A 21,561-nucleotide genomic window follows, 5' to 3' on the forward strand; every position below is an offset into this window, starting at 1 on the left:
GCAGCCACAATTTCGTCAGGACCGTCGGGCCGGCCCGGTTCTTGGCCGAAGCGGCGCGCGAGTGGGTTCCGCGATCGGTTCGACCGCGCACGCGTCGACCATCCCGCGGGGACCCCGGTGGCGGAACTCCGCCCGGACCGCGGACTGACCCGCCGTTTGAACGAAACGCCCCACAGGGGTATGGGATCGTTTCGGACCAAATCCTTTCGAAATGGGCTTCGGACGTTAACCTTGTGCTGACAGTTACTTACAGGCCGAAGCTTAACCTACGTTGCTATTATATTTGATAAATGTTGATAAGGTTTTTTGCCACCTGTGTTAGAGCAAGGACATCGCCGGAACGCTACAAGGGCTTCGGGGACAGAGAGATGCGACATGCTCCCGCCCTTTAGCGGGAAGCCAATGCAGCGAAATTCTATACACGATTCCATTATCGCCAGCCTCACGCGCCATGCAGCGCTCGACGAGGACGATTATGCCGCACTTCGCGGTCTCCAGCTTTCCCCCCGCCAGATCGAACCGTCCACCTATCTCGTTCGCGAGGGGGAGAAACCGGCTCGTTGCGCCTTCATCCTGTCGGGATTCACATATCGCCAGAAACTGACCAGCAACGGCGCGCGGCAGATCGTCTCGTTGCAAATTCCCGGTGAGTTCGTCGATCTGCAGAATTTGTGGCTCAACGAATCCGATCATAACGTCCAGGCCCTCACGCGAACCCAGATCGCCGACATCGATATCGGCGCCCTGCGCACGGTCGTCACCACGCGGCCCGCGATCGCGACCGCGATGTGGCGGACGTCACTGATCGATTCCTCGATCTTTCGCGAATGGATCGTCAACATCGGCCGTCGCGACGCCCATACCCGGGTCGGGCATCTGCTGTGCGAATTCTCGCTCCGGTTGGAGGCCGCCGGGATCGCTACGACGGGGGCCTATGATTTGCCGATGACTCAGGAGCAGCTGGGCGACACGGTCGGGTTGACCCCGGTGCACGTCAATCGGGTACTCAAGGCACTGGCCCAACGCGGACTGATCGAGCGCGACAGGCGCCAGATCCGTATCGTCGACTGGGTCGGCCTGCGCGACGCGAGCGACTTCAATCCGCGCTATCTTCATCTCGGTCAGAGCTGACCTCACGCTGGCCTGAAGCGCTCCGGGATTGTGCGGCGACCGCTCCGGTAACGACAAGCGTCATCACGCGCTTGTCGTTACCGTCCTCGACCTGGATCTGGAAAACCACGTTGGTCTTGCCCGCGCGCAAGTCGGACGTCAGAATTTCGCCCGCCGCGTCGGACGCTTCGTTGCGGGCGCGTTCGAGACTGTCGAACTCCATCCCGTTCTCGTCCCGGGTGTAGGACTCCTGGTTCTCGACATGGAAATAGTAGCGCGACATGCGGGGGAGTGTCGCCCTTTCCCACGTGCGCTGCATTATCCTGCGTTAGTCGCCCGAAACGCGTAACGGGCCAAGGTCCCCCATCCCGACCGTACCGCTCGCCATAGCGAGCATCGCGTCGAGGCTCTTCTTCGCCCGAAGTCGCAGATCTTCCTCGATTTCGATCCGCGGGCTGAGATCGCGCAAGGCGACGTAGAGCTTTTCCATCGTGTTGAGCGCCATGTACGGACAGATGTTGCAGTTGCAATTTCCGTCCGCGCCGGGAGCCCCGATGAAGCTCTTGTGCGGCGCGGCTTTCTCCATTTGATGGATGATGTGCGGCTCGGTTGCGACGATCAGCGTGTCGCCCGGCATCGAGTCGGCGAACGCGAGGATCCCGCTGGTTGACCCGACGTAATCCGCGTGATCCAGAATATAGGGCGGGCATTCGGGGTGTGCCGCGATCGGCGCGCCGGGGTGCCGAAGCTGGAGCTTGAGCAGTTCGGTTTCGCTGAAGGCCTCGTGCACGATGCACACGCCCGGCCACAGCAGCATCTTCCGCCCGGTCTTGCGCGCGAGATAGCCCCCCAGATTCTTGTCCGGACCGAAGATGATCTTCTGATCGAGCGGGATCTGGCTGAGGATCTTTTCGGCGGAGGACGAGGTGACGATCACGTCGCTGAGCGCCTTCACCTCGGTCGAGCAATTGATGTAGGTCAGCGCGATGTGATCGGGATGCGCAGCGCGGAACGCGGCGAACTGGTCGGGTGGGCAGCTATCCTCGAGGCTGCATCCGGCGTCGAGATCGGGCAGAACGACGATCTTGTCGGGGCTGAGGATCTTCGCGGTCTCCGCCATGAAGCGCACGCCGCAGAACGCGATGACGTCGGCGTCGGTCGCGGCCGCCTTCTTCGACAGGTCGAGGCTGTCGCCGACGAAATCGGCGAGGTCCTGGATCTCTGGCTTCTGATAATAATGCGCGAGGATTACCGCGTTGCGGTCCTTGCGCAAACGGTCGATCTCCGCCCGCAGGTCGAGCCCCGTCAGCGTTCCGCCGATACCACCGCGTGCGTCCATGACCATCCTCCCGCCTTGTCTGCGGCCCACATGGCCCCAGCGGCGACGGTGATCAACCCATCAACGCTTTTGTCAGCGCCAGGACCGGCGGCGAGAAAGCGAGCGGGCGCATCAACGCCGTGTCGAGCGTGATCGCGCCGAAGCCCCAGAAATAAGCGGGATGAATCCTGCCGCGCGTCATCACGTCGAACGTCATCGCGATGCCGACATAGACCGTCATGACCAGCCAGATCGACCACAGGATCCACGTCCCCATCAGCGGCAGCGGGAGTAACCGCCCTACCCCGGGCGTCATCACCAGGATCGCGCCGCACAGCATCAGGCGCCGGTGCCAGTCGGTCCGGGCGCGGAGCGCCACGCCGGCGAGGGTCAGCCCGGCGAACATCAGGACGGTGAGATAATCCATCACCAGGAAGACGTTGGGTTCGAAAAAGAACGGAATGCGGTGCGCCGCCGCAGCGAACGTCGTCGTCGACAGCCCGACCGCCACCATCCAGCCGAGATACCAACTGGCCACCCAGCCGAGCCGCCGATGCGTTGCCAGCGACCCGTGGAAGACCAGATAGTTCTGCATCGCATACAGCGCGAGCCAACCGACCGAGGTCATTCCATGGAGATGCACCCACCATGGCGATGCGATGCTCGACCGACCCATGACGAATTGCAGCACGAACCCCGATACGGTCGTAAGCACGATCGCGATCGCCATCGCGAAAAAGAACGCGCGTTCGCGCTCGATCGGAACCCCGATCTGTGATGCCTGTGTCGCCACCCGCGATTCTCCCCCGAAAATCTCGATACGCAGGCGTTATCACATTTTCGGAGGACAGGCGATATCGATCCCACGTCGGGAAGCGTTTCGCCCCCTGCCTATTGCCGATTGCCGAGGACGTCGGCGATCGACCGGGTCGTGTCCCAGACGTCACTCGAATCATGCGCTTCGTCGGCAAAGCGCACCTTCACGGTCGCATCGAGCCCCGCGGCCTTCAAGGGCAAGGCAAAGCTGTGCTCGACCGCGCGGCGAGTCGCATCCCGCGCGAGGTTCATCGGCACCGTCTCGTGCGCCTGCCGAATCAGCTCACGTTGCCCGGCGGCGCGGTTGGCCGCCTGGAGCTTCGAATCAGCGTCGCTGATCGCAGAGAGCAGCCCGCCCTCGCCATATTCACGGATCTGCGTCAGGTCGATCTGCGGCGGCGACACCTCGATCGGCGGCAGTACGACACCAAGCGTTCGGGTCTTTGCATCCCAGGTGACATCGCGCGCGGTCAGCTTCGCCATGTCGACGCGATAGTCGACGTTGCCGGGCATAATCAGCGTCTTCTTGCTGGTCAGCCCATATTGCGACTGAGTCGAGGTCGACACCGCGACGAACCGCGCGGCGAACGCCGACAACCGGTTCTGCTCGCGCAACCCCTGCAACGATCCGCTCGCGATCGTCACCGGATCGGGCCCGGCGAGCCGCTTCTCCACCAGCGCGCCGATGCCCCAGAACAGGGCTAGGATGAACAGCGCGATCAGCGCGAGCGCGCCTGCGAACTTGCCGAGGAACGTCATGCCGCTGCCCTCCACGCATCGCCGTCTTCGCGCACCAGCCCGCGCTGCGCCAGGTCGATCAGATGCGCGAGCACCGAGCGTTCCGCCGCCGGGAACAGGCGCGGATCGATCCCGACATACATGCGCGAGACCATCGCCGGGACGCTCGCGGGGGCGGCGCGGAGCAACCGCAGGATCTGCCCCTCGCGCTGCTTGCGATGCCCGAGCATCCCGCGCACCAGCCGCTGCGGGTTCTCGACCGGGTCGCCATGCCCTGGGTAATAAATGCGGTCGTCACGCCCCATCAGTTTCTCGAGGCTCGTCATATAGGCCGCCATGTCGCCATCGGGGGGTGAGACGATGCTGGTCGACCAGCCCATCACATGATCGCCCGAGAACAGTGCCTTGCTCTCGGGAAGCGCGAAGGCGAGATGGTTGGAGGTGTGCCCCGGCGTCGCGATCGCCGTGAGCGTCCACCCCTCCCCGCCGACACTGTCGCCCTCGCGCAGCACCCGGTCTGGCGCATAATCCGCGTCGAAGGACGCATCCGCGCGCGGCCCGAGATCGTCGAGCGCGAGCGGCGCGCAACCGACGATCGGCGCGCCGGTGATCGCGGCGAGCGGGCGTGTTCCCGGGCTGTGGTCGCGGTGGGTATGCGTCACGACGATCGCGGTGACGGGGCGCCCCGCGATCGCCGTGACCAGCGCGTCGATATGCGCCAGCGTGTCCGGCCCTGGATCGATCACCGCGAGGTCGCGCGTGCCGACCAGATGCACTTGCGTGCCGGTATGGGTGAAGGGCGACGGATTGGGTGCGAGCACCCGGGCGACGAGGCGTTCGCGCTGCTCGGGCACGCCGGTCTGTTGCTCGGTCATAGCCCCGAGATGGCGGCTTGCCGCGCGCGACGCAACCCTTGGCAGGGGTCCGTCGCGCGCAGCTTCAGCGAACCCGCGCCAGATTCGCCTGGAGGTCCGCGATCGCCGAGTCCATGCCCTGCAGCGCGTGAGTCCGCGCGTCCGACGGCATATCGCGGTTGAGCGTCATCCGCGCACGCGCGGTGCGAAGGTTCGTCAGCGCGTGGAGATAGGCGTTGCGCTCGGTATCCCGGCCGTTCGCGGCAAGCTGTGCCCCCCGCGCCGCCGCTGCCGCGCCGCGTGCCTGCGCGGCCGCGATCCGGTCCTCGCAGATCACAATCCGGCGACGCCCGTCATGCCGATCCTCGATCGTCAGGCGCTTGCCGTCACCCCGGTTGCCGCACTTGCGCGAGCGCACGTCGGGCACCGCGGGCGGGCGCGAAACCGATGCGACCGCCCCGTCTTCCCCTACGACCGTCACCGCACCATTCTTGCCGAGCTTTACGTAACGGCCATGCCGGACGACCCGCTTGCCATCGGTCGTGGTGCTGACGACCCAGGTTCCGTCGGCACCGGGCGATGTCTCCGGTCGTTCAGCCAGTTCGGGCGCTTCCGGCGCGACCGGGGGTTCCGGCGCGGTCGGTGCGACGGGCGCGACGGGGGCAACAGGCGGAACGGGCGCGACGGGTGGAACGGGCGCTACGGGGGCGACCGCTGCCGAGGTCCGCGTGTGGCGCTCGTGATACGGTTCCGCGCCCTCTTCCACCGTGCCGGACGTCGCAGTTGCGACCGGGGCGACGGGTGCGTCGTCTTCGGCGGGCACCGGCGGCGGGACGAGTGCGGCGATATCGACGCCGGTCGCCTTTGCCACACCCGACCGGACCTTCTCCGCCGCCGCGCTTCCCGACGCGGTCAGCCCGAGCCCACCAAGCGTCAGCGCCGCGATCACCAGGCCACCGGTCGCCAGCCGCAGTTTCGAGATGCGCTGCGTCGTCAGCACGCGCAGCCGCCGCTTGAGATCGTCGATCGTGTTGAGATGGCACGTCGCCGCCACCGAACCGTACAGCGCGGGATGCGCCGCCTTGACGATCGCGCAGGCATAGGTGTGCCGCCGCATCGGGTTCATGCCCGCCAGCACGCGCGCATCGTTGGCGATTTCCTGGTCGGCGCGGAAGGCACGGAAGGCGCGCCACGCGATCGGGTTGAACCAGTGCAGCGCAAGCACCCCGAGCGCGATCCAGTTCGCGATCAGATCGCCGCGTTCATGGTGCCCCATCTCATGCGCAAGCGCGAGGTCGCGTTCCTCCGGCTCGTACCGCTCGGCGAAATCGGGCGGGAAGGCGACATAGCGGCGCACGATCCCGAACGCGAGCGGGCCACTCGCCGCATCGCTCTCGATCACGCTGACGCCATCGAGTTCGACCCGCTGTCCCACGCTCGCGAGCATCCGCGCGCAGAACCGCCGATGCGCGGCTGCGTGCCAGACGAAGAACGCGCCCGCCCCGACCAGCCAGAGCAAACCGATGACCGGGACGACCCACGTCCATCCCGCCACAGGATCCGCCTCAAGCGCGGGCGATGCCAGCAGCACCGTCACCGGCTCCGCTGCCCGCAATACCGGGTCGACCGCCGCCGCATGGAACGACGCCACCGTCGCGTCGCGCCACGGCGCGGAGAGCGGCGGCAGCGCGAGGCGCAACACCGGCAGCGCCCACAAGGCATAAGCGACATGCGCCCCGAACGCGCGCCGCACGGGGCCGCGCAACAGCAGCACCAGCACCATCAGCAGGCTCGATGCGACCAGCGCCTCGATCGCCCAGCTTGTTCCGACCGGCCCGATCATCCCTTCAGCCCCTTCAGCAATGCCTCGATTTCCGAAATATCCTGCGCGGTCAGTTCGTCGCGTTCGGCGAGATGCGCGACCAGCGGGGTCAGCTTGCCCCCGAACAGCCGGTCGATCAGGCGCTTCGATTCGCCTGCGACATAATCTGTACGCTCGACCAGTGGCCGGTACAAATACCGACGCCCATCGGCTTCGTGCGCGATGATGTTCTTGGCAAGGAGACGACCCAGTAACGTCTTGACGGTATTGGCCGTCCAGTCTCGCGTCGCCGGAATCCGCTCAGCCACGTCTTGCGCGGTCAGGGGGCTTTCATCCCACAGCACCTCCATCACCGCGTGTTCGGCATCACTGATCTTGTCGGCCATTCGAGTCACCTCCGTACTGACTACGCGTGTAATCATACCGTTTACGGCTGTAGTCAAGAGCGGTCTTGCCGGGTTGCAGACGCTCGGTAAACTCCGCCGAAAAGGAGAGGACTGGTGACATTGATCCCCGTCGCGCAAGGACTGCGCTTCCCCGAAGGACCGGTCGCGCTGCCCGACGGCAGCGTGGTGCTGGTCGAGATCGCAGCCGGGCGGATCAGCCGGGTGGCCCCCGACGGAACGGTCTCGACCGTCGCCGAACCTGGCGGGGGTCCGAACGGCCTCGCGCTCGGGCCCGACGGCAAGCTGTATTGCTGCAACAACGGCGGATTCGAATATCTGGAACACCCCAGCGGGTTGCTGATCCCACACGGTCAGGCACGCGATTATTCGGGGGGCAGGATCGAGCGGATCGACCTCGTGACCGGCGCGGTCGAGACGGTGTACCGCGACGGCGATTTCGGCTGCGTGCTGCGCGGGCCGAACGATATCGTGTTCGACGCGCATGGCGGCTTCTGGTTCACCGACCACGGCAAGACCCGCGAGCGCGAACGCGACGTCACGGGGATCTTCTATGCCAAGGCCGACGGTAGCCATCTCGAGGAGGTCATCTTCCCGAGCGAAAACCCGAACGGCATCGGTCTCTCGCCCGACGGCAAGCGGCTGTATGTCGCGGAGACCTATACCTGTCGGCTGATGGCCTTCGATATCACCGCGCCGGGCAAGGTCGATCAGACGGCGGGGCTCGGCGGCGCAGGCATCCCGGTGTATCGCCCGGCGGGGTACAAGTTCTTCGATTCACTCGGGGTCGAGGAAGGCGGCAACATCTGCGTCGCGACGATCGGCGAGAGCGGCATATCGGTCATTTCGCCCGCCGGCGACCTGGTCGAGTTCATCCCCACGCCCGATCCGTTCACCACCAACATCTGCTGGGGCGGCGCGGACCGGCGGACCGCGTACATCACCTTGTCGGGCACCGGGCAGCTCGTCCGAATGGACTGGCCGCGCGCCGGGCTCGCGCTGGCGTATTGAGCCCGGTCCGGCTAGGACAAAGCGATGATAAGACATGGTGAAAAACATCTCGTCCAGCGGATCGGCTGGCTCCGCGCGGCGGTCCTCGGGGCGAACGACGGAATCCTCTCGACCGCGAGCCTGATCGTCGGCGTGGCGGCGGCGTCGCGCGCACCGGCCGAGATCGTGCTGACCGGGATCGCCGGGCTCGTCGCCGGCGCGATGTCGATGGCCGCGGGCGAATATGTCTCGGTCAGCTCGCAAGCCGATACCGAAGCAGCCGACCGCGCGCGCGAGGCCGCGGAACTCGAAGAGGACCCCAAGGCCGAGACGCACGAGCTCGCCGCGATCTATCGGCACCGCGGGCTGGACTCCGCGCTCGCGCTTCAGGTCGCCCAGCAGCTGATGGCACACGACGCGCTCGGCGCGCACATGCGCGACGAACTCGGAATTCACGAGGCTCTCGAAGCCCGCCCGGTCCAGGCCGCGCTTGCGTCGGCGGCGAGTTTTTCGGTGGGGGCCATCTTCCCGGTGATGATGGCGGCGCTGTTCCGCGGCACCGCGCTGATCGAGGCGGTGGTCATCGCGACACTCGTGTTGCTCGCGGCGCTTGGCGCGACCGGGGCGAAGATCGGCGGTGCGTCCCTGTGGCGCGGCGCGGTGCGGGTACTGTTCTGGGGGGCGCTGGCGATGGCGGTGACGGCCGGAATCGGGCATTTGTTCGGCGCGCAGGTCTGACCGTGGCGGCGGCTTGACCCGCCGCCCTCCCCCGCCCTAATCGGGCGGCAACATCCGAAAGGACCAGCCAATGCGTAAGATCTACCCCGACGCCGCCGCCGCCCTGGAGGGCGTGCTTTTCGACGGTATGACGATCTGCGCGGGCGGGTTTGGGCTGGCCGGGGTTCCCGAACGGCTCATCGCCGCGATCCTCGCCGCGGGCACCCGGGACCTGACGATCGCGAGCAACAATGCCGGGATCGACGGCGAAGGGCTCGGCAAGCTGTTGCGCAGCCGCCAGATCAAGAAGATGATCTCGAGCTATGTCGGCGAGAACAAGGAATTCGAGCGGCAATATCTGGCAGGCGAGCTCGAGGTCGAATTCTGTCCCCAGGGCACGCTCGCCGAGCGCTGCCGCGCGGGCGGCGCTGGCATTCCCGGATTCTATACCAAGACCGGGGTCGGCACGCTGGTCGCCGAGGGCAAGGAAGTGAAGACCTTCGACGGCGAGGACTTCATCCTCGAACGCGGCATCCGCGCCGATCTCGCGATCATCAAGGGCTGGAAGGCGGACGAAAGCGGCAACCTCATCTTCCGCAAGACCGCACGCAACTTCAACCAGCCGATGGCGACCGCCGGGAAGATCTGCGTCGCGGAAGTCGAGGAGATCGTCCCGGTCGGGTCGCTCGATCCGGACTGCATCCATCTGCCGGGCATTTACGTCCAGCGGCTGATTCTCGGCGCGCCCTACGAGAAAAAGATCGAGTTCCGCACGGTGCGCGAGGCGGCGTGACGGGGGAAGACGTTATTAGCCCCTCCCCTTCAGGGGAGGGGTTGGGGGTGGGGCCGTGCCTCGCAGAGAGCGAAGTGCTGCTGGACTGCCCCACCCCAACCCAGTGTCGGGTGAAGGATGCCCTGCATCCCTCAGGCCATGCCGGGGGCATGGCCGACCCGACACTCCTGAAGAAGAGTGGCTTTTTGGTTTTGGCGCTGGCTCTCTCCGCGTGCACCACGACGCAGGCGGTTCCGCTCGCCAGCACCCCCGCCGTCCCGCCCGGAATGCAATATCTGTACGGCTCCGGCGAAGCGGCGGCGCAGGCGCTGCAGACATGGCGGCAGCTGACCGGCTTCGTCGCGCAAAAAGTCGCGGCATCGCCGGCCGAATCCGTGATCCTCGCTGAAGGCGCGTCGCTCGCCGCGCCGCGCTGGGTGCCGTGCGGCACGAAACCGAAAGCGGTCGTGTTCGACGTCGACGAAACCGTGCTGCTCAACCTCGGGTTCGAAGCGAACGACGCAGCGCATCCCGCGCCCTATGACCAGAAAGTCTGGAACGCCTGGGAGCGCAGCGACCTCGACAAGGTCGCCGCACAGCCCGGCGCGGTCGCCGCCCTGGCGGAGCTTCGCCGCATGGGCGTGACGGTCATCTTCAATACCAATCGTTCCATCGCCAATGCCGACATCACCCGCGCCACCATCGAAGCCGCTGGTCTCGGCCCCGCGGTCCATGGCGAGACGCTGTACCTGTCCGGCGACGACGCGATGGGAAGCCGCAAGGACGGGCGCCGCGCGACGATCGCCGCGAAGTTCTGCGTCGTCGCTATGGGTGGCGACCAGCTCGGCGATTTCAGCGACCTGTTCAACGCCGGGCTCGCCCCCGCGCCCCGCCGTGCGACGGTCCTGTCGGGTCCGATCGCCGCGCACTTCGGCGCGGGCTGGTTCGTATGGCCCAACCCCGTCTATGGCACCGCGCTCAAGGGCGGGCTCGACGATATCTTCCCGCAAGACAAACGCTGGGCACCGCCCGCAGGAGACAAGTGATGGTCTGGACTCGCGACCAAATGGCAGCCCGCGCCGCGCGTGAGTTGCAGGACGGCTTCTACGTCAACCTCGGCATCGGCATCCCGACGCTCGTCGCCAATCACATCCCGGCGGGGGTCGAAGTGACGCTCCAGTCCGAGAACGGAATGTTGGGGATCGGCCCCTTCCCGCTCGCGGGTGAAGAAGATGCGGACCTGATCAACGCGGGCAAGCAGACGATCAGCGAACTGCCGCAATCCTCCTATTTCAGCTCTTCCGACAGTTTCGCGATGATCCGCGGCGGACATATCGACCTGACCGTGCTCGGCGCGATGGAAGTCGCCGAGAATGGCGACATCGCCAACTGGATGATCCCGGGCAAGATGATCAAGGGCATGGGCGGCGCGATGGATCTGGTCGCTGGCGTCAAGAAGATCATCGTCGTGATGGAGCATACCTCCAAGAACGGCGACCCCAAGTTCATCCCCGCATGCACACTGCCGCTGACCGGCAAGAACGTCGTCGACATGATCGTCACCGATCTCGCGGTGTTCCAGCGACCCGATCACCAGTCGCCGTTCAGGCTCGTCGAGATGGCCCCCGGCGTGACCGCGGACGAGATCGCCGCCAAGACCACGGCAAAGTATGTAATGTGAGGCGCTGGCTGCTCGGCACCGCGCTGGCGTTCGGGCTGCTGGTGGCTTTGATTGCCGTGTTCATGTCGCCCCCCGGCATCCTGAGCCTCATCGATGCGCTCGCGGGCGGCGGGATCGGGGTCGAGCGGCCGGGGAATGCGATTGCGTTCGGAAGCCACGGTCAGACGCTCGACGTCTGGCGGCCGGCCGATGCCGGTAACGCCAAACGCCCGGTCGTCATCTTCTGGTATGGCGGCGGCTGGGTGAAGGGCGATCGCGCGGCCTACGCCTTCGCCGCGCGCGCGTTTGCCAGGGCGGGGTTCGTCGTCGTCGTTCCCGATTATCGCAAGGTCCCCGCGATCCGCTTCCCGGCGATGCTGCAGGACGGCGCACAAGCGGTCCGCTGGACCCGCGATCATATTGCTGCATTTGGCGGCGATCCCGCGCGGATCGCGCTGTCGGGGCATTCGGCAGGCGCTTACACGGTCGCGATGCTCGCGCTCGACCGGCGCTGGCTGCAGGCGGAAGGAGTCGATCCGCGGATCGTCCGCGCGGCGGTCCCCTTATGCGGTCCGTATGACTTCTACCCCTGGACCTCGAGTCGCGCTCGCGAGGCGTTCAAAGGCGTTGCCGATCCGCGGATGACGCAGCCGATTACCTTCGCGCGTGGCGATGCCCCGCCGATGTTGCTCATCACCGGCACCGCTGACACCACCGTCCGCCCGCGCAACGCGCTTCGGCTCGCCGCGGCGCTGCACGCGCACGGGGCAGCGGTTTCGGTGAAAAACTATCCCGGCCAGACACATGAGGCAATCGTGATGGCGCTGTCCCGCCCGTTCCGCGCGCGCTCCAGCGTGCTCGCCAATAGCGTTGCCTTCCTCGACACGACACTCGGTCCTCGCTGACCCTTCACTGCCCCGGCACGCTCGCGCTTTTGACGGTTTTCTGGTAGGTAAACCGCGATAGCGCTTGGGCCCGAGGGAGCTGGGGGGCGTCATGATCTGGGTGAAACGAACGGCGTTTGCGCTTGTCGGCACGATCGTGCTGGCGGTCGTTCTGCTGTACGTCGCGTCGGAATGGGTGCTCCGCCAAACCCATGCCACGCTTGTCGAGCCGATCGTCGCGGACCGATCGCCTGCGGGGCTGGTGGAGGGCGGCCGGCTGGCGCGAATCGTGGGGTGCCGAGGGTGCCACTCGCCGGATGGAACAGGACGCGTTCTTGCCGATGGCCTCATGATCGGGCGGATTGCCGCGCCAGCGCTCGCGCGGCGCGTGGCGGACTATTCGGATATGGATCTCGTGCGGTTGATCCGCCACGGCGTCAAACGCGATGGCACCGCACTGCATGTCATGCCGACGCAGGCGTTGACGCATCTCTCGGACGATGACGTCGCGCGGATCATGGGGTGGGTTCGCACGCTGCGGCCAAGCCCGAACGACGTTGCCGGCACCGTCTCCTACGGCCCGCTCGCTCGGTTGCTGGTCCTGACCGGGGCGCTCGACAGCAAGGTCCAGCCGATCGACCTTGCCCCGCCCCGCAGACCGACCGGGACCGGTCGGTACTTCGCACACGTATCCTGTCTCGCCTGCCACGACCTGCATCAGGCCAAGCCGGAAGAAGGCGCGCCCGCGACGATCATCCCTGCCCTCGCGGAGGTGGGTGCCGCCTACGACCCCAAGGCTTTTCACACGCTGCTGCGAACGGGCGTGGGAATGACACCGCGCGATCTGGGACTGATGAGCCGCGTCGCGAAAGGTGATCTCAAGATGCTGACCGACGACGAGATCGCGGCGATCCAGGCGTATCTGGTGCGCGAGCAGAACCACCCCTCCACGCAATAAAGCGACGTTTGGAATTGCGTTCACGCAGTTTTCCGCTAGAGCGCGGCGGATGGCAAGCCGTCCTTTAACCCTGTACGAGAAGATCTGGGCCGACCACGTCGTCGAGCGTCGCGACGATGGCACCTGCCTGATCTATATCGACCGCCACCTTGTTCACGAAGTGACCAGCCCGCAAGCGTTCGCCGGGCTTCGGGCTAATGGCCGCACCGTCCGTCGGCCCGACCTGACGCTCGCGGTCCCCGATCACAACCTTCCAACCACTGCGCGGCGCGATGCGCAGGGTGTCCGCCTGCCGATCACCGATCCGGAAAGCGCAGCGCAGCTCGACGCGCTCGAGCGCAACACGCGCGACTTCGGGATCGATTATATCGACGCGGTCGCGGCGGCGCAGGGGATCGTCCATGTCGTCGGGCCCGAACAGGGCTTCACCCTCCCCGGCACGACCCTGGTCTGCGGCGACAGCCACACCTCCGCGCATGGCGCACTGGGGGCGCTCGCGTTCGGGATCGGGACGAGTGAGGTCGAGCATGTGCTCGCGACCCAGACGCTGCTGCTCGGCCAGTCCAGGACGATGGAAATCCGCGTCGACGGGACGTTGGGCTTCGGGATCACGCCCAAGGACGTGATCCTCGCGATCATCGGCAAGATCGGGGCTGCGGGCGGGACCGGCCATGTGCTCGAATATACCGGTTCGGTCATCCGCGGCATGTCGATCGAGGGGCGGCTGACGGTCGCCAACATGTCGATCGAGGCCGGCGCGCGTTCCGGACTGGTCGCGCCGGACGAGACGACCTTCGCCTATCTCAAGGGCAAGCCGATGGCACCCAGGGGCGATGCCTGGGATCGGGCGGTTGCCTATTGGCGGACGCTGCCGAGCGACCCCGGCGCGCGCTACGACCGTGTCGTCACGCTCGACGCGACCGACATCGCGCCGCTGCTGACCTGGGGCACCAGCCCAGAGGATGTCGTCGCGATCACGGGCCACGTCCCCGACCCCGACAGCTTCGCCGATCCGGCCAAGCGCGACGCCGCGCGAAAGTCGCTCGACTATATGGGGCTGACCGCGGGCACCGCGATGCAGGACGTCGGGATCGACTATGTCTTCATCGGCAGTTGCGCCAACAGCCGGATCGAGGACCTCCGCGCCGCCGCATCGGTCGCGAACGGTCGGCGCGTCGCCGATGGCGTCCATGCGCTGGTCGTGCCCGGCTCGGGGCTGGTCAAGCGGCAGGCCGAGGCCGAGGGCCTCGACCGCATCTTCGTCGAGGCCGGTTTCGACTGGCGCGAGCCGGGTTGCTCGATGTGCCTGGCAATGAACCCCGATAAAGTACCGCCCGGTCTCCGCTGTGCTTCCACATCGAATCGGAATTTCGTAGGACGACAAGGCCCGGGTGCGCGCACGCACCTGGTCTCGCCCGCAATGGCGGCGGCTGCTGCCGTCACCGGGCGCCTGAGTGACGTGCGTGACCTCGTAACACTGTCCGGGGGGGACGATCGATGAAGCGTGTTCTGGTTCTGCTGGTAATGGGAACCCTGTTGAGCGGGATCGCGGCCTATGCCGCGACCGCGCGTACCGCCGCCAACGATGCGATCACCGCCACGCCGCGCTGATCCCGCCTGAACTGGACCCCATGATGCAGCCTGTCACCCAAGTTTCCGGCACCGCTTACCCATGGGGCCAGAAGAACGTCGATACCGACGTCATCATCCCCGCGCACTGGCTCAAGACCGTGACGCGCGACGGCCTCGGCAAGGGCGCGTTCGAGACCGTGCGCGCCAAGCCCGGCAACATCTTCGACGATCCACGCTACAGTGGCGCGCCAATCCTGATCGCGGGCGACAATTTCGGCTGCGGGTCGAGCCGCGAGCATGCCGCCTGGGCGCTTGCGGACATGGGGATCACTGCGGTGATCGCGCCGAGCTTCTCCGACATCTTCTCGGGCAATGCCTTCAAGAACGGCATTGTCACCGTCGTGCTCCCGCAGGAACAAATCGATCGCCTGCTCGAGGTCGCGCAGGACCAGCCCGTCACGGTCGATCTCGAGACGATGACCGTCACCACCCCGTTCCAGGACCGCTTCGCCTTCGACCTCGACGCCTTCCGTCGCCAGTGTTTGATGGAAGGGCTGGACGAGATCGGCCTGACACTGGCAAGAGATACCGCGATTTCGAAATACGAAGCCGGGGTAAGCGAACACCGGCCGTGGATGAGCGGAGAACGGGCGGATGCGAGCACTCTTGTCGAAAGCGCCGGGCGGACCTGAAACGCTAACGCTCGATACGCTGCCGGATCCGGTGGCGGCACCGGGGCAGGTCGTGGTCGCGGTGAAGGCGTGCTCGATCAATTATCCCGACGTCCTGATCATCGAGGACAAATATCAGTTCAAGCCGCCGCGCCCGTTCGCGCCGGGGAGCGAAATCTCGGGCGTCGTCGAAAGCGTCGGAGACGGCGTCACCGACTGGAAACCCGGCGACCGCGTGATCGCGACGACCGGATCGGGCGGGCTGGTGGAGAAGATCGCCCTCCCCGCCACCAGCCTGTTCGCGCTGCCTGAAGGGCGCAGTTTCGCCGAGGGCGCGTCGCTGCTGCTGACCTATGGCACGACGATCCACGCGCTGCTCGACCGCGGGCATCTGGCCGAGGGGCAATGCCTGCTCGTGCTCGGCGCGGCGGGCGGGGTCGGGCTTGCGGCGATCGAACTCGGCAAGGCGTTCGGCGCGCGCGTGGTCGCCGCCGTCTCGTCCGAGGAAAAGGCGCAGGCCGCGCGCGATGCCGGTGCCGACGCGACGATCGTCTACGCGCGCGCACCGTTCGACAAGGATCAATCCAAAGCACTCGCCGAGCAGTTCAAGGCGGCGGGCGGCAAGAGCGGCTATGACGTGATCTACGATCCGGTGGGTGGCGATTACGCCGAGCCTGCGCTGCGCTCGATCGGCTGGGAGGGGCGCTATCTCGTCGTCGGCTTCCCGGCGGGGATCCCACGGCTTCCGCTCAACCTGACGTTGCTCAAGAGCTGCGACGTCTGCGGGGTGTTCTGGGGCGCGTTTGCCGCGCGCGATCCGGAGGCAAACCGGGCGCATATCGATCGATTGTTCCGGCTTTGGGCGGGCGGCCAGATCAGCCCGCGCGTCACCGAAACCTTCGCGTTCGAGGATGGCGGCAAGGCGATCGCCAAGATGGCGGCACGCGGCGCGATCGGGAAGCTGGTGGTGACGGTCGCGCCGTGAGCGCCATAGAATGTGCCGGATAGCGGGCATCGCCCCGGCTGCGTGCCGGGGTGATGCACTCGGTCAGTCACGTACCGCTCTCGGCCGTGGCGCATATCCAAACCGGACATAGCCGGCGAACCCCAGCATCGCTGCCGCCATCACCCCGACCCATAATGGCCCGATCGTTTCCCACAGCAGATACACGTTCAACCCTGCGATCACGCTGCAGATCGCGAAGCCGAGCAGTTTTACCCACAAGGGGTTCGCATATTCCCCCATCCGTGCCCGGCTGCTCGTCACCATCATCAACGGGAAGATCGCGAACGGCAGCTGCATCGACAGCACGACCTGACTGACCACGAGCAATTCGACCGTATCCTTCCCCCCGGTCGCCGAAATAACGATCAACGCGGGGATGATCGCAAGCCCGCGCGTCACCATTCGCCGCAGCCAGGGCCGGACGCGGATCCGCAGGAACCCCTCCATCACGATCTGCCCGGCAAGCGTCCCCGTGATCGTGCTGGATTGCCCCGAAGCGAGCAACGCGAGCGCAAACGCCGTCGCCGCCACCCCGCCCAGCGCGGGTCGCAGCAACTGGTGAGCGTCCTGCAGCTCGGTGACGACCATGCCGTTGCGCCAGAACACCGCCGCCGCGAGCACCAGGATCGCCGCGTTGACGAAGAACGCCATGCCGAGCGCGACGACGGTATCGATCGTGTTGAAGGTAAGTGCCGCCTTGATATCGCGCTTGCCGCGGCCGAACGCCCTGGTCTGCACGATCGAGGAGTGGAGATAGAGGTTGTGCGGCATCACCGTCGCGCCGAGGATCCCGAGCGCGATCAGCAGGGCGGCGGTGTTGGGAATGTCCGGCGTCACCGCGCCGAGCGCGACCGCACTCCAGTCGGGCTTCGCCAGCACGATCGTATAGGCAAAGCACAGCCCGATCGTCGCGACCAGCGCGATCACCACCGCCTCGATCTTGCGGAACCCGCGGTTGATCAGCAGCAGCAACAGCAACACGTCGAGCCCGGTGATCACCACGCCCCACACCAGCGGCAGGCCGAGCAACAGGTTGAGCGCGACCGCCGAACCGACGACTTCGGCGAGATCGCACGCGATGATCGCGATTTCGCACAGCAGCCAGAGCGCGACAGAGACGGGTTTGGAATAATAGGCCCGGCACGATTGCGCGAGATCGCGTCCCGTGACGATCCCAAGCCGCGCGCACAACACCTGCAGGAAAATCGCCATCAGGTTCGACGCGAGGATGACCCACAGCAGCGTGTAGCCGAACTGGCTCCCGCCCGCGAGATCGGTCCCCCAATTGCCCGGGTCCATATACCCGACCGAAACGAGGAACCCGGGCCCCGCGAACCCGAGCCACTGCCGCCAGTTCGAGCGTCGCGGATCGCCGCTTTCCCAGACTTTGACGCTGCGATGCGCCTCCGGCAGCGATCGCGCGAAATCGGGAGAATCCGCCGGGGCCATCGTGCGCTCGAACAGCGCGCGCTTTTTCTGTGACGAAGCCATGAAGGTGATGCCCTACCCGAAGTCCCGCTATTTGCCGACGCGGAATCGAGAGTCGAACGGTTGCGACAGCGATGCGTTGCACCATCCCCCCGCTGTCCCTATCTCCGGTGCATCCTTTCCTACCGTTATCCGGGGACCAACGGCACATGACCAGCTTCGACGATCGCGAACGCGCCTTCGAGACCAAATATGCGCGCGACGAGGAAATGGCGTTCCGCATCGTCGCCCGGCGCAACCGCCTGCTCGGCCATTGGGCGGCGACCGAGATGCGTCTGACCAAGGAAGAGGCGGATGCCTATGCGACTGCCGTGGTCCAGGCCGACTTCGAGGAAGCCGGCGACGAGGACGTGATCCGCAAGCTGGGCAGCGATCTCACCGCCGCAAACGTCGCGATCGACGAACCGACGATCCGTCGCACAATCGAGGAAAAGACGGTCGAGGCGCGCCGCCAGTTGATGGGCAGCGAATAATGCCCATGTCTGCGGCCGAGATCGAGGCGTTGATCGTCGCGGGCATTCCCGATGCCCATGTCGAGATGACCGATCTGGCGGGGGACGGCGACCATTGGGCCGCACGGGTCACCGCCGAGAGTTTCCGCGGGCAACCGCGGTTGAAGCAACAGCGCGCCGTTTATGCCGCGCTGGGCGACCGGATGGGCAGCGTACTCCATGCGCTGCAACTCACCACCGCCGTCCCTGTTCAGGAGTGATGACTATGACCGACGAATCCCAGACCCGTATCGCCGACCTCGTCGGCAAGTCCGACGTCGTGCTGTTCATGAAGGGCAGCCCGCTATTCCCGCAGTGCGGCTTTTCGAGCCGTGCGATTGCGATTCTCAACCACATCGGCGTCGAATTCGACAGCGTCGACGTGCTTCAGGACCAAGGTATCCGCCAGGGAATCAAGACCTTTTCGGACTGGCCGACGATCCCGCAGCTGTATGTGAAGGGCGAATTCGTCGGTGGCTCGGACATCATGATGGAAATGTACGAGAGCGGTGAGCTTGCCACGCTGCTCGAGGAACAGGGCGTCGCGAAGGCGAACTGACGGCCGGGTCGGGCGGGTCGCACTGGAGTAGCGCTGACCCGCCCTGCTGAAGCGTAACCGCTCGGCATATCGATCTAGTAGCATGCGGCGTGCCAGAACGCCACAAGCGCGGTTTTGCAGAGTTCGCGGTGGTTAACGGTACAGCGTCCACCCTGACGAGTGTAAAGTTTTCCGACATTTTATCGCGGTTTCCTTGCCCCGCATCCCTCGCTAGAACCCGGGCATGACGACCCAATCCCCCCGCACCGGCGGCCAGATCCTTGTCGACAATCTGCTGGCGCAGGGATGCGACCGCATCTTTACGGTGCCGGGGGAGAGCTTCCTCGCGGTGCTCGACGCGCTGCATGACACGCCCGAAATCGATCTCGTCATCTGCCGACAGGAAGGCGGCGTCGGCTTCATGGCGTGCGCGGATGGCGCGCTGACCGGGCGGCCCGGCGTTGCCTTCGTCACGCGCGGTCCCGGCGCAACCAACGCGTCGATCGGCGTTCATGTCGCGATGCAGGATTCGCAGCCGATGGTCCTGTTCATCGGCGACGTCGATCGCGGCACGCGCGATCGCGAGGCGTTCCAGGAAATCGATTTCCCGGCAATGTTCGGCCCGATCGCGAAATGGGCGGCGAAGATCGACGATGCGCGTCGCATTCCCGAATATGTCGCGCGCGCGTGGAGCGTGGCGATGTCGGGCCGGCCCGGCCCGGTCGTCCTAGCCTTGCCCGAGGACATGCTGCTCGACCGCGTCGACGCGGTTGACCGGCCGCGCGTCGATCCTGCGGTGCAGGCGTGCGATCCGTTCCAGCTCCACGCCCTCGCCGAACTGCTCGAGGCGGCGGAAAACCCGCTCGCGATCATCGGTGGCGCGGGCTGGAGCACGCGCGCGGCGGAATCGTTTGGGGCATGGGCGGAGCGGTGTGGCCTGCCCGTCGCCGCCGCGTTCCGGCGCCAGGACGCTCTCCCCAACACCAGCCCGGTATGGGCGGGTAACCTCGGCTATGGCCCAAACCCCAAGCTCGTCCAGCGAGTCCGCGAGGCCGACCTGCTGCTGGTGGTCGGTCCCCGGCTTGGCGAGGCGACGACCGACGGCTACACCCTCGTCACCCCCGATCATCCGGGCCAGCGGCTGGTCCACGTCCATCCCGATCCCGCCGAACTCGGCAGGACTTATCGCACCGACCTCGCGATCTGCGCGGACATGGGGTCGTTCGGAGACTCGCTCCATTCGATCGCATGCCGACCGCGCGATGCGGACGCGGCGCATGCCGCCTATATCGACTGGTCGACCCCTGCCCCGCGCGACGGCCTGACGCTCGATCTCGGGCCGTGCGTCGCCGCAATGCGCGGTCACCTTCCGGCGGACAGCATCATCTGCAACGGCGCGGGAAATTATTCGGGCTGGTGGCATCGCTACTGGCGCTACGCCGGACCGGGTACGCAACTTGCCCCGACCGCAGGTGCCATGGGCTATGGCGTGCCCGCGGCGACCGCTGCCGCGTTACGCTATCCGGGGCGAACCGTCGTGGCGCTTGCGGGCGACGGGTGTTTCCTGATGAACGGACAGGAACTCGCGACCGCGGTCGCCCATGGCGCGGACATGCTCGTGCTTGTGATCGACAACGGCGGCTACGGCACGATCCGAATGCACCAGGAGCGAGACTATCCAGGCAGGATCAGCGGCACCGTGCTTGGCAATCCCGACTTTGCAGCGCTTGCCCGTGCCTATGGCTGCTGGGCGGAAACGGTCGATGCGACCGAAGGCTTCACCCCGGCGCTGGCGCGGGCGATGGCAGAAGGCGGCGTGCGGCTGCTGCACCTCAAGACCGAGATGCGTGCGATCACCGCTGGTGCCATGCTCAAGACATAAAAAAGCCGCTCCGGTTTCCCGGAGCGGCCTCTCTATCATCAGTCAGCGCAGGTCAGATGTCGTCGCCGAGCGCGCCCTTGACCTTGCCACCGAGCTGCTGGGCCTTGCCCTTGGCTTCCTGCGCGGCGCCGTCGGCCTGCGTCTCAGGATTATTGCTTTCCTGCTTCGCCTTACCAATGGCTTCGTTGACGTTGCCTTTGATCTTGTCGATGAATTCGCCCATGGCTTTTATCCTTTCGGTCCTAAGCGATGTCGCAAGCCGACATCCGCTACTCCCAGGTAATAAACGGCCAATGTCCCAAGCGGTTCCTTTGTACAATGACTGATCGTTCGCGGGACGCCGGCTTCGTCGGCAAGGCCTGGATCGACCGACTTGTCGCCCCCCTGCCCGCCGGTGCCACAGTGCTCGATCTTGGATGCGGCGATGGCCAGCCGATCCCGCGCTACCTGCTCGATCGCGGGTTCGCAGTCACGGGTGTCGATGCTGCGACTTCCATCATCGAACTCCTCAGGACCCGGCTGGCGCGCGGGCGCTGGATCAAGGGAGACATGCGCGTTGTCCAGGTTGAAGGGCCGTTCGACGCCGTGATCGCGTGGAACTCGCTGACGTGGCTCAGCCACGACGACCGCGCGCTGATGGCGCGGCGTGCGGCCGAATGGCTCAAGCCAGAGGGCCGAATGCTGTTCAATGCCCCGGCCGATCAGGATCCCAGCCGCAAGGATTATCGCGATGGTTCGCCATACCGCTTCGACCTCGAGGCGACCGATTATGCTGCCGCGATCGCGGGCAGCGGTCTCCGTCTGATCGCGCATATGGACGTCGATCCAGCGTGCGACGATGCGGGGATATGGCTCGCCGAGAAACTGTAG

General features: G+C 66.0%; 25 protein-coding genes. 16 read left to right on the forward strand and 9 right to left on the reverse strand.

All coding sequences use genetic code 11. The annotated features are described in order from the left end of the window. Positions 1-402 precede the first annotated feature (402 nt). The gene (locus tag RH91_RS16295) at positions 403-1,131 is read left to right on the forward strand and encodes a Crp/Fnr family transcriptional regulator (RefSeq protein WP_010164048.1); all 729 of its coding nucleotides are present in this window, start codon (positions 403-405) and stop codon (positions 1,129-1,131) included. Here the strand turns inward: RH91_RS16295 and RH91_RS16300 are convergent. From RH91_RS16300 to RH91_RS16330, 7 genes are all read right to left on the reverse strand, one after another. After that, a complete protein-coding gene (locus RH91_RS16300; RefSeq protein ID WP_232283540.1) occupies positions 1,097-1,393 on the reverse strand; it encodes a DUF6894 family protein in 297 nt (98 codons plus the stop codon). The two genes, RH91_RS16295 and RH91_RS16300, sit on opposite strands and share 35 nt — an antisense overlap. A gap of 45 nt (positions 1,394-1,438) precedes the next feature. Further along, complete coding sequence (gene nadA, locus RH91_RS16305) at positions 1,439-2,449, reverse strand: quinolinate synthase NadA (protein ID WP_010164050.1); 1,011 nt, start codon at positions 2,447-2,449, stop codon at positions 1,439-1,441. Positions 2,450-2,501: 52 nt separating this feature from the next. Further along, entirely contained in the window at positions 2,502-3,221 is a 720-nt protein-coding gene (locus RH91_RS16310) for a hypothetical protein (protein WP_010164051.1), read from the reverse strand. Between the two features lie 98 nt (positions 3,222-3,319). Next, on the reverse strand, positions 3,320-4,003 hold the full coding sequence (locus RH91_RS16315; RefSeq protein WP_029623989.1) for a DUF4230 domain-containing protein: 684 nt from the start codon (positions 4,001-4,003) through the stop codon (positions 3,320-3,322). Then, complete coding sequence (locus RH91_RS16320; RefSeq protein WP_010164053.1) at positions 4,000-4,857, reverse strand: MBL fold metallo-hydrolase; 858 nt, start codon at positions 4,855-4,857, stop codon at positions 4,000-4,002. The genes RH91_RS16315 and RH91_RS16320 overlap by 4 nt, the downstream gene beginning before the upstream one ends. 64 nt (positions 4,858-4,921) lie before the next feature. Next, a complete protein-coding gene (locus RH91_RS16325; RefSeq protein ID WP_010164054.1) occupies positions 4,922-6,679 on the reverse strand; it encodes a M56 family metallopeptidase in 1,758 nt (585 codons plus the stop codon). After that, positions 6,676-7,044 carry a BlaI/MecI/CopY family transcriptional regulator gene (locus RH91_RS16330; protein WP_010164056.1) on the reverse strand — a complete coding sequence of 123 codons (369 nt, stop codon included), beginning with the start codon at positions 7,042-7,044 and terminating at the stop codon, positions 6,676-6,678. Before RH91_RS16330 ends, RH91_RS16325 begins: the two co-directional genes overlap by 4 nt. Positions 7,045-7,164: 120 nt before the next feature. On the opposite strand from RH91_RS16330, the gene RH91_RS16335 reads away from it, so the two are divergent. From RH91_RS16335 to RH91_RS16380, 10 genes are all read left to right on the forward strand, one after another. After that, positions 7,165-8,073: an SMP-30/gluconolactonase/LRE family protein gene (locus RH91_RS16335; protein ID WP_010164058.1), complete on the forward strand. Its 909-nt coding sequence runs from the start codon at positions 7,165-7,167 to the stop codon at positions 8,071-8,073. Between the two features lie 24 nt (positions 8,074-8,097). Then, positions 8,098-8,790: a VIT1/CCC1 transporter family protein gene (locus RH91_RS16340; protein WP_010164060.1), complete on the forward strand. Its 693-nt coding sequence runs from the start codon at positions 8,098-8,100 to the stop codon at positions 8,788-8,790. Between the two features lie 70 nt (positions 8,791-8,860). Further along, a complete protein-coding gene (locus tag RH91_RS16345; protein WP_010164061.1) occupies positions 8,861-9,562 on the forward strand; it encodes a CoA transferase subunit A in 702 nt (233 codons plus the stop codon). Positions 9,563-9,711: 149 nt separating this feature from the next. Beyond that, positions 9,712-10,587 (forward strand): 5'-nucleotidase, lipoprotein e(P4) family, encoded by an 876-nt coding sequence (locus RH91_RS16350; protein ID WP_010164062.1) that lies wholly within the window; start codon positions 9,712-9,714, stop codon positions 10,585-10,587. Further along, on the forward strand, positions 10,587-11,222 hold the full coding sequence (locus RH91_RS16355; RefSeq protein ID WP_010164063.1) for a 3-oxoacid CoA-transferase subunit B: 636 nt from the start codon (positions 10,587-10,589) through the stop codon (positions 11,220-11,222). Before RH91_RS16350 ends, RH91_RS16355 begins: the two co-directional genes overlap by 1 nt. Beyond that, positions 11,219-12,106 (forward strand): alpha/beta hydrolase, encoded by an 888-nt coding sequence (locus RH91_RS16360; protein WP_010164064.1) that lies wholly within the window; start codon positions 11,219-11,221, stop codon positions 12,104-12,106. The genes RH91_RS16355 and RH91_RS16360 overlap by 4 nt, the downstream gene beginning before the upstream one ends. Positions 12,107-12,197: 91 nt before the next feature. Then, positions 12,198-13,043 (forward strand): c-type cytochrome, encoded by an 846-nt coding sequence (locus tag RH91_RS16365; protein ID WP_010164065.1) that lies wholly within the window; start codon positions 12,198-12,200, stop codon positions 13,041-13,043. Positions 13,044-13,092: 49 nt separating this feature from the next. Next, positions 13,093-14,544: a 3-isopropylmalate dehydratase large subunit gene (leuC, locus tag RH91_RS16370; RefSeq protein ID WP_010164066.1), complete on the forward strand. Its 1,452-nt coding sequence runs from the start codon at positions 13,093-13,095 to the stop codon at positions 14,542-14,544. 133 nt (positions 14,545-14,677) lie between these two features. Next, positions 14,678-15,307, forward strand: a complete 630-nt coding sequence (gene leuD / locus RH91_RS16375) for a 3-isopropylmalate dehydratase small subunit (RefSeq protein WP_029623992.1) — start codon at positions 14,678-14,680, stop codon at positions 15,305-15,307. Then, on the forward strand, positions 15,270-16,271 hold the full coding sequence (locus RH91_RS16380; protein ID WP_029623994.1) for an NADPH:quinone oxidoreductase family protein: 1,002 nt from the start codon (positions 15,270-15,272) through the stop codon (positions 16,269-16,271). Before leuD ends, RH91_RS16380 begins: the two co-directional genes overlap by 38 nt. Before the next feature lie 63 nt (positions 16,272-16,334). Here the strand turns inward: RH91_RS16380 and RH91_RS16385 are convergent, their stop codons facing one another. Beyond that, entirely contained in the window at positions 16,335-17,783 is a 1,449-nt protein-coding gene (locus tag RH91_RS16385; protein ID WP_010164072.1) for an Nramp family divalent metal transporter, read from the reverse strand. 146 nt (positions 17,784-17,929) lie between these two features. Here RH91_RS16385 and RH91_RS16390 point away from each other — a divergent pair, with 146 nt between their 5' ends. From RH91_RS16390 to RH91_RS16405, 4 genes are all read left to right on the forward strand, one after another. Further along, positions 17,930-18,253: a DUF1476 domain-containing protein gene (locus RH91_RS16390; RefSeq protein ID WP_010164073.1), complete on the forward strand. Its 324-nt coding sequence runs from the start codon at positions 17,930-17,932 to the stop codon at positions 18,251-18,253. Continuing rightward, a complete protein-coding gene (locus RH91_RS16395) occupies positions 18,253-18,492 on the forward strand; it encodes a BolA/IbaG family iron-sulfur metabolism protein (protein WP_010164074.1) in 240 nt (79 codons plus the stop codon). Before RH91_RS16390 ends, RH91_RS16395 begins: the two co-directional genes overlap by 1 nt. A gap of 5 nt (positions 18,493-18,497) precedes the next feature. After that, positions 18,498-18,830, forward strand: a complete 333-nt coding sequence (grxD, locus tag RH91_RS16400; protein WP_010164075.1) for a Grx4 family monothiol glutaredoxin — start codon at positions 18,498-18,500, stop codon at positions 18,828-18,830. Positions 18,831-19,053: 223 nt separating this feature from the next. Then, complete coding sequence (locus RH91_RS16405; RefSeq protein WP_010164076.1) at positions 19,054-20,691, forward strand: thiamine pyrophosphate-binding protein; 1,638 nt, start codon at positions 19,054-19,056, stop codon at positions 20,689-20,691. Between the two features lie 52 nt (positions 20,692-20,743). Here RH91_RS16405 and RH91_RS16410 read toward each other — a convergent pair whose 3' ends face one another. Next, entirely contained in the window at positions 20,744-20,914 is a 171-nt protein-coding gene (locus tag RH91_RS16410; protein ID WP_010164077.1) for a CsbD family protein, read from the reverse strand. A gap of 95 nt (positions 20,915-21,009) precedes the next feature. Between RH91_RS16410 and RH91_RS16415 the strand changes: the two genes are divergently transcribed. Beyond that, positions 21,010-21,561, forward strand: coding sequence for a class I SAM-dependent methyltransferase (locus RH91_RS16415; RefSeq protein WP_010164078.1), 552 nt, complete (start codon positions 21,010-21,012; stop codon positions 21,559-21,561).

The sequence above is a fragment of the Sphingomonas sp. PAMC 26617 genome, assembly GCF_000242835.1.
GTDB lineage: Bacteria > Pseudomonadota > Alphaproteobacteria > Sphingomonadales > Sphingomonadaceae > Sphingomonas.

What these genes read in the sequence shown, in the direction of transcription:
- RH91_RS16295 (WP_010164048.1), top strand. Translation starts at nt 403, where the DNA reads ATGCAGCGAAATTCTATACACGATTCCATTATCGCCAGCCTCACGCGC.
- RH91_RS16300 (WP_232283540.1), bottom strand. Translation starts at nt 1,393, where the DNA reads ATGTCGCGCTACTATTTCCATGTCGAGAACCAGGAGTCCTACACCCGG.
- nadA (WP_010164050.1), bottom strand. Translation starts at nt 2,449, where the DNA reads ATGGACGCACGCGGTGGTATCGGCGGAACGCTGACGGGGCTCGACCTG.
- RH91_RS16315 (WP_029623989.1), bottom strand. Translation starts at nt 4,003, where the DNA reads ATGACGTTCCTCGGCAAGTTCGCAGGCGCGCTCGCGCTGATCGCGCTG.
- RH91_RS16320 (WP_010164053.1), bottom strand. Translation starts at nt 4,857, where the DNA reads ATGACCGAGCAACAGACCGGCGTGCCCGAGCAGCGCGAACGCCTCGTC.
- RH91_RS16325 (WP_010164054.1), bottom strand. Translation starts at nt 6,679, where the DNA reads ATGATCGGGCCGGTCGGAACAAGCTGGGCGATCGAGGCGCTGGTCGCA.
- RH91_RS16330 (WP_010164056.1), bottom strand. Translation starts at nt 7,044, where the DNA reads ATGGCCGACAAGATCAGTGATGCCGAACACGCGGTGATGGAGGTGCTG.
- RH91_RS16340 (WP_010164060.1), top strand. Translation starts at nt 8,098, where the DNA reads ATGATAAGACATGGTGAAAAACATCTCGTCCAGCGGATCGGCTGGCTC.
- RH91_RS16345 (WP_010164061.1), top strand. Translation starts at nt 8,861, where the DNA reads ATGCGTAAGATCTACCCCGACGCCGCCGCCGCCCTGGAGGGCGTGCTT.
- RH91_RS16350 (WP_010164062.1), top strand. Translation starts at nt 9,712, where the DNA reads ATGGCCGACCCGACACTCCTGAAGAAGAGTGGCTTTTTGGTTTTGGCG.
- RH91_RS16355 (WP_010164063.1), top strand. Translation starts at nt 10,587, where the DNA reads ATGGTCTGGACTCGCGACCAAATGGCAGCCCGCGCCGCGCGTGAGTTG.
- RH91_RS16365 (WP_010164065.1), top strand. Translation starts at nt 12,198, where the DNA reads ATGATCTGGGTGAAACGAACGGCGTTTGCGCTTGTCGGCACGATCGTG.
- leuC (WP_010164066.1), top strand. Translation starts at nt 13,093, where the DNA reads ATGGCAAGCCGTCCTTTAACCCTGTACGAGAAGATCTGGGCCGACCAC.
- leuD (WP_029623992.1), top strand. Translation starts at nt 14,678, where the DNA reads ATGCAGCCTGTCACCCAAGTTTCCGGCACCGCTTACCCATGGGGCCAG.
- RH91_RS16380 (WP_029623994.1), top strand. Translation starts at nt 15,270, where the DNA reads ATGCGAGCACTCTTGTCGAAAGCGCCGGGCGGACCTGAAACGCTAACG.
- RH91_RS16385 (WP_010164072.1), bottom strand. Translation starts at nt 17,783, where the DNA reads ATGGCTTCGTCACAGAAAAAGCGCGCGCTGTTCGAGCGCACGATGGCC.
- RH91_RS16390 (WP_010164073.1), top strand. Translation starts at nt 17,930, where the DNA reads ATGACCAGCTTCGACGATCGCGAACGCGCCTTCGAGACCAAATATGCG.
- RH91_RS16395 (WP_010164074.1), top strand. Translation starts at nt 18,253, where the DNA reads ATGCCCATGTCTGCGGCCGAGATCGAGGCGTTGATCGTCGCGGGCATT.
- grxD (WP_010164075.1), top strand. Translation starts at nt 18,498, where the DNA reads ATGACCGACGAATCCCAGACCCGTATCGCCGACCTCGTCGGCAAGTCC.
- RH91_RS16405 (WP_010164076.1), top strand. Translation starts at nt 19,054, where the DNA reads ATGACGACCCAATCCCCCCGCACCGGCGGCCAGATCCTTGTCGACAAT.
- RH91_RS16410 (WP_010164077.1), bottom strand. Translation starts at nt 20,914, where the DNA reads ATGGGCGAATTCATCGACAAGATCAAAGGCAACGTCAACGAAGCCATT.
- RH91_RS16415 (WP_010164078.1), top strand. Translation starts at nt 21,010, where the DNA reads ATGACTGATCGTTCGCGGGACGCCGGCTTCGTCGGCAAGGCCTGGATC.